We start from the raw sequence: 7,695 nt of genomic DNA on the forward strand, positions 1-7,695 counted from the left end.
CCATCCCGTCGGTGGGGAGGGCGTCGGATCCAACGCCTCGATGTCGGCGGGCTGTGGTCGAGCGATGAAGCCCGGGCGAAGGATAGTCCGGGGGGCCTTGCGGGCGTCGATGGATGGCGTCTGCCTGCTCGCCGCGGGCTTCCGGAGCGAATCGATCCGCCACCGTGTGTGAAGTTCGCCCCGCGTCCGGACCAGCAATGGACCGGGCGACGATCCGGCAAGGTCCGAACAGGGCCACCATCGGAGAGCCCGTGGAAAACGATCGCGCGGAGCGGCCTGCTTCGTCGAAACGGTAACAACACAACAGCACCGGGCGAGGCCCGGCCGCTCCGCGCCCTCCCCAACCGCTTGTCCGCAAGCGGGGACGAGTCATGCCAGCGAGGAAGCTTCGCCAGATGCGTCACCTCTGTTCATTGTCCCGGGACGGCCGTCCGCCTATCTTGCCGGGATGAGTATGCGCTGGACGCCCGATAGCTGGAGACAGAAGCCCGTCACGCAGATGCCGACGGACTATCCCGACATGGGCGCGCTGCATCGCGTCGAGGACGAGCTTCGCGCCCTGCCGCCGCTGGTCTTCGCCGGCGAGGCGCGGCGCCTGACCGCCAAACTGGCCGAGGTGGAGGCGGGCAACGCCTTCCTGCTGCAGGGCGGCGATTGCGCCGAGAGCTTCAAGGAGTTCTCGACCGACAACATCCGCGACACCTTCCGCCTGATCCTGCAGATGGCCGTGGTCCTGACCTTCGCGGGCCGCAAGCCGGTGGTGAAGGTCGGCCGCATCGCCGGCCAGTTCGCCAAGCCGCGCTCGTCCTCGCTGGAGACCATCGGCGACGACACCCTGCCCAGCTATCGCGGCGACATCATCAACGGCATGGCCTTCACGCCGGAAGAGCGGCTGCCCGATCCGCAGCGGCTGCTGCGCGCCTACAACCAGTCGGCCTCGACCCTGAACCTGCTGCGCGCCTTCGCCGGCGGCGGCTATGCCGACCTGTACAACATCCACCGCTGGACCATGGGCTTCGCCGCCGACAGCGCCTATGGCCACAAATACCGCGAGCTGGCCGACAAGATCACCGAGGCCCTGGCCTTCATGGAGGCCGTCGGCGTCACGCCCGAAAGCCATCCGGACCTCAGCCGCGTCGAGGTCTTCACCAGCCACGAAGCCCTGCTGCTCAATCTCGAAAGCGCCCTGACCCGCCTGGACGGCGCCACCGGCGAATGGTTCGACACCTCGGCCCACATGGTCTGGATCGGCGAACGCACCCGCCAGCTGGACGGCGCCCACATCGAGTTCGCGCGGGGGATCAAGAACCCCATCGGCCTGAAATGCGGACCGACGATGGAGCCGGACGACCTGCTGGCCCTGATCGACGTGCTCAACCCTGACAACACGCCGGGCCGGCTGACCCTGATCGGCCGTTTCGGATCGGACAAGGTGCATGATCGCCTTCCGCGCCTGATGAAGGCGGTGAAGGAGAACGGCAAACGCGTCGTCTGGTCGATCGACCCGATGCACGGCAATACGCTGAAGGCCGGCAACGGCTACAAGACCCGGCCGTTCGAACGCATCCTCGGCGAGGTCAGGGGCTTCATCGATGTGGCCGAGGCCGAGGGTGTTCACCCCGGTGGCGTCCATCTGGAGATGACGGGCCAGAACGTCACCGAATGCCTCGGCGGCGCCCAGGCCCTGACCGAGGACGACCTGTCCAGCCGCTACCACACCCATTGCGATCCGCGCCTGAACGCCGATCAGGCGCTGGAGCTGGCCTTCCTGGTCGCCGAGCGGCTGAAGGCCGGCCGTCGCGCCCAGTCCGAGGCGGCCTGACGTGGAACCCGTCGGCCGCCCTCCCAATGACGACGCAGGCGGGCGATGCGCCTACCAGGGCGCACCCGGCGCCTTCAGTCACGAGGCGGTGGTCGACCTGCGTCCGTGGGACCAGCCCGTCGCCTATGACACCTTCGAGGCCGCCATCGACGCCCTGAAGTCGGGGCAGGTCGGGTGCGCCCTGATCCCGGTCGAGAACACCACCATCGGCCGCGTCGAGCCGGCGGCCTCCCTCATCGAGGCCGCGGGCCTGACCGTGGTGTCCGAGGTCTGGCGCCCGATCCGCCTGGCGCTCATGGCCCCTCCGGGCGCGCGCATCGGCGACGTGAAGACGGCCGAAAGCCATCCCGCCGCCCTGGGCCAATGCACTGGCACCCTGGGCGAGCTCGGCATCCAGCCGGTCGAGGCCTTCGACACCGCCGGCGCGGCCCGCGCCGTCGCCGAGGCCGGCGACCTCACCCGCGCCGCCGTCGCCCCCGCGCGGGCGGCCGAAGTCTATGACCTGTCGATTTTGCGCAACGACATTCAGGATTCCGCCGACAACCGGACGCGTTTTGTCCTGCTGAGCGCCTCAGCGGCTTGACGACGCACGATCCTTGCGCCCAATGAGCCTCATGGTCCGTTCGCAAGCCATCGCTGCGACTGCATTCGCCCGCTTCAACGCGGCCGCGGACCTGTATTTCTACGGCTTTCGATACGCCGGCTGAGGCGTCGGGCATCGCGTCCTGACCGTCTCGCCGGCGACCGCTCCGCGACGGAGCGGCGGCTCGCAAAACGCCCTCATTGAAACGCCGTATCGAAATCGAAAGTCCTTCCGTGCCCCATTCCAGTACCCAGCCGGTCCTCCAGCAAGTCTGGCCCGCGCCCCTCGAAATGTCCGCCGAACAGATGGCCCTCGCCGCCCTGCGTCACGAGATCGACGATCTGGACGACCAGCTCCTCGCCCTCTTCGAGCGCCGCCTCGGCATCGCCGCCCGCGTCGGCAAGGCCAAGGACGCGCCCTCCGGCCCGCACGTCAAACTGCGCCCCGACCGCGAACAGGCCGTCCTCGACCGCGTCCTCGCCCAGGCCGCGCCCGACAACCGCGAGGCCGTCGAATCCCTCTGGCGCCAGATCGTCGGCTGGGGTCTCGCCTGCCAGGGCCGGATGCAGGTCCAGGTCTGGTCGCCGGTCGAGCCGACCCGCGCCTTCGACGGCGCCCGCCTCCGCTTCGGCGCCGCCGCCGACATGCGCGCCGTCCGCGATCCCCAGGCCGCGCTCGCCTGGGCGGCGGAAGGCCATGGCGTGGCGGTGCTGGCCGTCAACGCCGGCGATCCGTGGTGGACCGGCCTGCGCCGCGAGTGGACCGCGCTCAGCGTCTTCGACGGCTTCGGCGGCGACACCCCGACCGCCCTCGCCGTGGGCAAGATCGATCCCGCCGCCCTGCCCAGCGGCCGACGGGTGCTGGTCACCGCCGGCGGCGATGCGGGCGACGGCTCCGGCATCCGCCGTCGCGGTCTCGACACCCACCACGGCTGGACGCTGTCGCTGACCGACGCGAACCTGACCGTCGGCGGCGACGAAGGCTGCGTCGGCGCGATCGGCTAGGCCGTCGCGTCAGCCGGCCTTGGCGGCCCGAATGGCGCGATCGATATCGACCGGCTGGATGCTGGCGGTGGCCCGGCCGTTGACGAAGAAGGTCGGCGTGCCGAGCAGGCCGAGGCCCGTGGCCGAGGTCTGCACATCCGCCAGATGCCGCGCCGTCCGCGGGCTCGACATCGACGCCTGGGCGGCGGCTTCCGCAATGCCGTTGGCGGCGAGGATGCGGTCGATCGCCGGCTTGTCCAGCGCCGGTTCGGCCATCAGGGCGCGGAAGACCGCGAGATACTTGCCCTCGCGGTGCGCGGCCTGGGCGGCGCGGGCGGCATAGTGCGAGACGTCGTCGGTTCCTCGGTCCAGGATCGGCCAGTCCTTGAACACGAAACGCACGTCGGGATGCGTCTGCATCAGGCGCAGCACGTCCGGCGCCGTCGCCTTGCAGCCGGGACAGCGGAAGTCGAAGAATTCGATGACCGTCACCCGGGCGTCGGCCGGGCCGAATGCGGGATCGTCGGGACTGACCGCCAGCAGCGACGGATTGGCGGCCGCCTGCTGATTGACGGCCTCGGTGCGCGCGCTGTCCTCCCGGGCCTGCAGGGCGGCGCTGACCTCCTGCAGGATCTCGGGATTCTGCAGCAGATAGGCCCGCACCCGGCCGTCGAAATCGCCGCCGGTCACATAGGGGGCGGCGGCCAGGCCGAGGGCGACCACCGCCACGGCCATCGCCGCCATGCTCGAACGGGGGCGGTCGAAGAAGCCGGCCGCTCGCGCGGGTTCGGGCGTCGTGTCAGGCGCGTCGGTCATGGCGATCTCGGTTGGGAGGCTGTCAGCCGGCGGCGGGAATGACGCCGCCCTGATTGCGGCGCGAATTGCGACGGTCGACGTCATCGACGTCTTCCTGGGTGGCGCCGGAGGCGAAGACGATGTCCATGGCGCGGGTCCATTCCGCCGAGCCGCGCTCCAGCATGTCGCGGGCGCGCAGGGCGAACTGGGTCGCCTGAAGCTCGGCTCCGGCGGCGAAATACATCTCGGCCGAGGCCAGGCGCGCCTCGCCCTCCTTGCCCTGGCTGGCATAGGCTTGGCTCAAAAGCCGCCATCCCATGGTGTTGTCACGCTCAAGCGCCGTCGCCCGCTTCAGCTCATCGACCGCCTGTTCAAGTCGGGCGGGATCGCGCGTCTCGATCAGGGCGTGGGCCAGGTTGATGCGCAGCAGGGGCGCGTCCGGCTTCAGCTCGACCGAACGCTGGTGGGCGCCGATGGCCTCGGCGGGCCGGCCCTCCTCGAAGAGGATCTGGCCCCTGAGCTCCCAGAAGTACGGGTTTTCCTGCTGTTCGGCGAGCAGCGCATCGACGGCGGCCAGGGCCCGATCGGTCTGGCCGTCGCGATACCAGGCGATCGCGCGGGCATAGCGGCCGGGCAGGGAGACGTCGCTCTCGGGATATTCGCGCAGGGTCTGGTTCGGCGCGTCGAGGAAGGCGTGAATCTTGGCGACGATCAGGGCGTGCTGGGCGATCCGCTCCGGGCTGTCGACCTGATCGTAGTTGGACTGTTCGGCGACGAAGCGGCGCAGGTTCTCGATCCGGTCCGACGACAGCGGGTGGCTGCGGAAATAGGGGTAACGGCGAGCGTCGGAGAAGACTTCCTGCGATCGGAAATTCTCGAAGAAGGTGACCAGACCGCGGCCGGACAGGCCGGCGCTCTGCAACGCCCGGGCGGCGGTGTTGTCGGCCTCGCCTTCCTGGTGGGTCATGTAGCGGAGGGCGCTCAGGGTGCCGAAATACTGGCTGTTGCCGAGCAACACGGCGCCCGCGTCCGGCGCGCCGGCGGCGATGGCCAGGGCGCCGAGGGCCATGGTCATCAGCATGGGCTGCATGGCGGCGCCCTGGGCGCCGTCACGCAGGGTGTGGCGATTGCGGATATGCCCCGCCTCGTGGCCGATGACTCCCAGAAGTTCGTTGGGATTTCGGGTCTTGAGGATCAGCCCGGTGTTGACGCCCATGATCCGTCCGCGGGTGGCGAAAGCGTTCAGGTCGTTGTCGTTGATCAGCAGGATCTCGATCTCGGACGGCTCCAGACCCATGGCGGTGAACACCGGGTCCGACCATTCGTGGATGATTTCCTCGATCTCGGTGTCCCGAATCGCGCTCTGGGCCGCAGCCGGCGAGGCCGCCGCCAGCACCAGGCCGACGGCGACGGCAACCGCGCCCGCAGCGCGGGAGGTCTTTCGGGACAGCCAGTTCACGCCGAACTCCTCATACCCGCTACGTCCCCCCGACTGATCCTCACTACCTAATCACGGCCATTCAGCGGCGCCACCATCCGCGCTTGGGCTTCTCGGGCGGGGCGACGATCTGGTTCGGGTCGTCCGCGATCAGGGCGGCGACATCGATTTCGGGCTGGGGGGCAGCGGTGGGCTCGACCACCGGAGCGGCCTTGGGCTCCGGGGCGGCCTCGGGTTCAGCCGCAGCCTGCTCCGGCGTCACGTCGAGGACCGCCGGTTCGGCCGCGGGCTCGATCTCATTGGGCTCCACGAAAGAGGTGGGCTGCGCCGCCGATTCTTCTGTCGCGCTGGCCGAGACCTTGCGGCGCACGCGGCGACGTTTGGGTTCCTCGGCGATGGCGACGGGCGCGGCGTCCGCCCCGTCGTCGATGACCACGGCCATCGGCGTATCGGGCGACCCGTCCGGCGGCATGCCTTCATTGGTGGCGCGGGTTTCGACCTTGGTCTCGTGGGTCAGACCCTGTTCGGCGCCGCGGTCCCGGCCACGGCCCCGGCCACGGCGACGACGCGAGCGCGGACCGCGTTCGCCGCCGATCTCGCCCTCGGGACGTTCGCCGACAACCTCGTCGACGTCGGTGGCGGACGTTGCAGCTCCGCCGCCGTCAGCGGCGACCTCGGTCCGTTCCGGATTGATCGGGTCGAACCAGACATAGGGATCTTCCAGCGACGGCGTACGGCCGCGCACCCAGTTGAAGCCGTCGCGCTCGCCGCCTTCCTCGCGCACCCGGCGTCCGCCGCGGCGGCCACGGCGACGGCGCCGTCCGCTTTCGCTGTCGTCGTCATCCTCGCCCGCGGCAGGCGCCGCAGCGGCGGGAGCGGCTTCGTCGGACGAGGTCTCGGCGCCATCGCGACGTCCGCCACGGCGGCGGCGACCGCGTCGGCCGGCGCCTTCACCCTCATGGCGTTCGGTCCGCTCTCGCGGCTCGTCGTCGTCGCCGTCCTCGCGATCGAGCGCGGTTTCATCCTCGTCGTCGGCGATGAACTCCTCGCCGTCCTCGTCCTCATCCGCATAGGCGCTGTCGTCGAAATCGTCGTCGAGGTCGACGAAGGCTTCGGGGCGTTCAAGGGGAACGAAGTCCTCGTTGGTCTCGGTGCGTTCGACGGCGTGTTCGCCCTGGCCGAGGCTGTCGTCGATCAGGATGACGACGTTCAGGCCGCGCTGGGCCAGCATGCGCTGCAGATAGTCGCGCTTGTGGTTGAGGATGTAGAGGGCGACGGCGGTGCAGAGGCGCAGATTGACAGACCCCGCGCCATTCTTCCCGGCTTCGATATCCACGGCGCGCAGGGTCATCAGCGCAGCGCTTTCGGCGGAGCGGACGCGTCCGGCGCCCTGGCAGTGCGGGCAGACCTCGGTCGCGCCCTCGATGACGCCGAGACGGCGGCGCTGGCGGCTGATTTCCATCAGGCCGAAGCCCGAGATGCGGCCCATCTGGATGCGCGCGCGATCCTTGGCCAGGGCGTCCTTCAGGGCTTTTTCGACGGCGCGGTTGTTCTTCGACTCATCCATGTCGATGAAGTCGATGACGATCAGGCCGGCGAGATCGCGCAGACGCAGCTGGCGGGCGGCCTCGACGGCGGCCTCCATATTGGTCTTGGTGGCGGTGGCCTCGACGTTGCGTTCCTTCGTGGAGCGACCCGAGTTGACGTCGATGGCGACCAGAGCCTCGGTCTGGTTGATGACCAGATAGCCGCCTGAGTGCAGCGGCACGACCGGCTGGTGAATCTGGGTCAGCATCTCCTCGATGCCGTTGGTCGCGAACAGCGGACGGGCGCCCTGGTACAGGTGCACCTTCTTCGACTGCGAGGGCATCAGCACCCGCATGAAGTCGCGCGCCTCCTTGAAGCCCTCGACGCCCTCGACCTGGATGCCGTCGAAATCCTTGTCGAACATGTCGCGCACGGCGCGGCGGACGAGGTTTTCTTCCTCATAGATGATGGAAGGGGCGTTGGACTTCAGCGTGGTTTCGCGGATCGTTTCCCACAGGCGCAGCAGATATTCGTAGTCGCGCTTGAT

The 7,695-nt window shown here is 69.3% G+C and carries 6 protein-coding genes; 3 read left to right on the forward strand and 3 right to left on the reverse strand.

Translation table 11 applies throughout. The features are described from left to right. The first annotated feature begins 448 nt into the window (after positions 1 to 448). The 3 genes from B2742_RS12760 (at position 449) to B2742_RS12770 (ending at position 3,409) form a co-directional block, all read left to right on the forward strand. Positions 449 to 1,822, forward strand: a complete 1,374-nt coding sequence (locus B2742_RS12760; protein WP_292066898.1) for a class II 3-deoxy-7-phosphoheptulonate synthase — start codon at positions 449 to 451, stop codon at positions 1,820 to 1,822. A gap of 1 nt (position 1,823) precedes the next feature. Then, positions 1,824 to 2,405: a prephenate dehydratase domain-containing protein gene (locus B2742_RS12765; protein WP_292066902.1), complete on the forward strand. Its 582-nt coding sequence runs from the start codon at positions 1,824 to 1,826 to the stop codon at positions 2,403 to 2,405. A gap of 233 nt (positions 2,406 to 2,638) precedes the next feature. Next, positions 2,639 to 3,409: a chorismate mutase gene (locus B2742_RS12770; protein ID WP_292066905.1), complete on the forward strand. Its 771-nt coding sequence runs from the start codon at positions 2,639 to 2,641 to the stop codon at positions 3,407 to 3,409. A 9-nt stretch (positions 3,410 to 3,418) separates the two neighbouring features. Here the strand turns inward: B2742_RS12770 and B2742_RS12775 are convergent, their stop codons facing one another. The 3 genes from B2742_RS12775 to B2742_RS12785 form a co-directional block, all read right to left on the reverse strand. After that, complete coding sequence (locus B2742_RS12775; RefSeq protein WP_292066907.1) at positions 3,419 to 4,204, reverse strand: DsbA family protein; 786 nt, start codon at positions 4,202 to 4,204, stop codon at positions 3,419 to 3,421. Between the two features lie 22 nt (positions 4,205 to 4,226). After that, positions 4,227 to 5,642 (reverse strand): M48 family metalloprotease, encoded by a 1,416-nt coding sequence (locus tag B2742_RS12780; protein ID WP_414633071.1) that lies wholly within the window; start codon positions 5,640 to 5,642, stop codon positions 4,227 to 4,229. Between the two features lie 61 nt (positions 5,643 to 5,703). Next, positions 5,704 to 7,695: ribonuclease E/G (locus B2742_RS12785; protein ID WP_292066909.1), on the reverse strand; the 1,992-nt coding region annotated here is incomplete at its 5' end.

This window comes from Brevundimonas sp. UBA7664 (assembly GCF_002483305.1).
GTDB lineage: Bacteria > Pseudomonadota > Alphaproteobacteria > Caulobacterales > Caulobacteraceae > Brevundimonas.

Excerpts from the sequence above, each read along its gene's own strand:
- B2742_RS12760 (WP_292066898.1), top strand. The coding sequence starts at position 449 with ATGAGTATGCGCTGGACGCCCGATAGCTGGAGACAGAAGCCCGTCACG.
- B2742_RS12775 (WP_292066907.1), bottom strand. The coding sequence starts at position 4,204 with ATGACCGACGCGCCTGACACGACGCCCGAACCCGCGCGAGCGGCCGGC.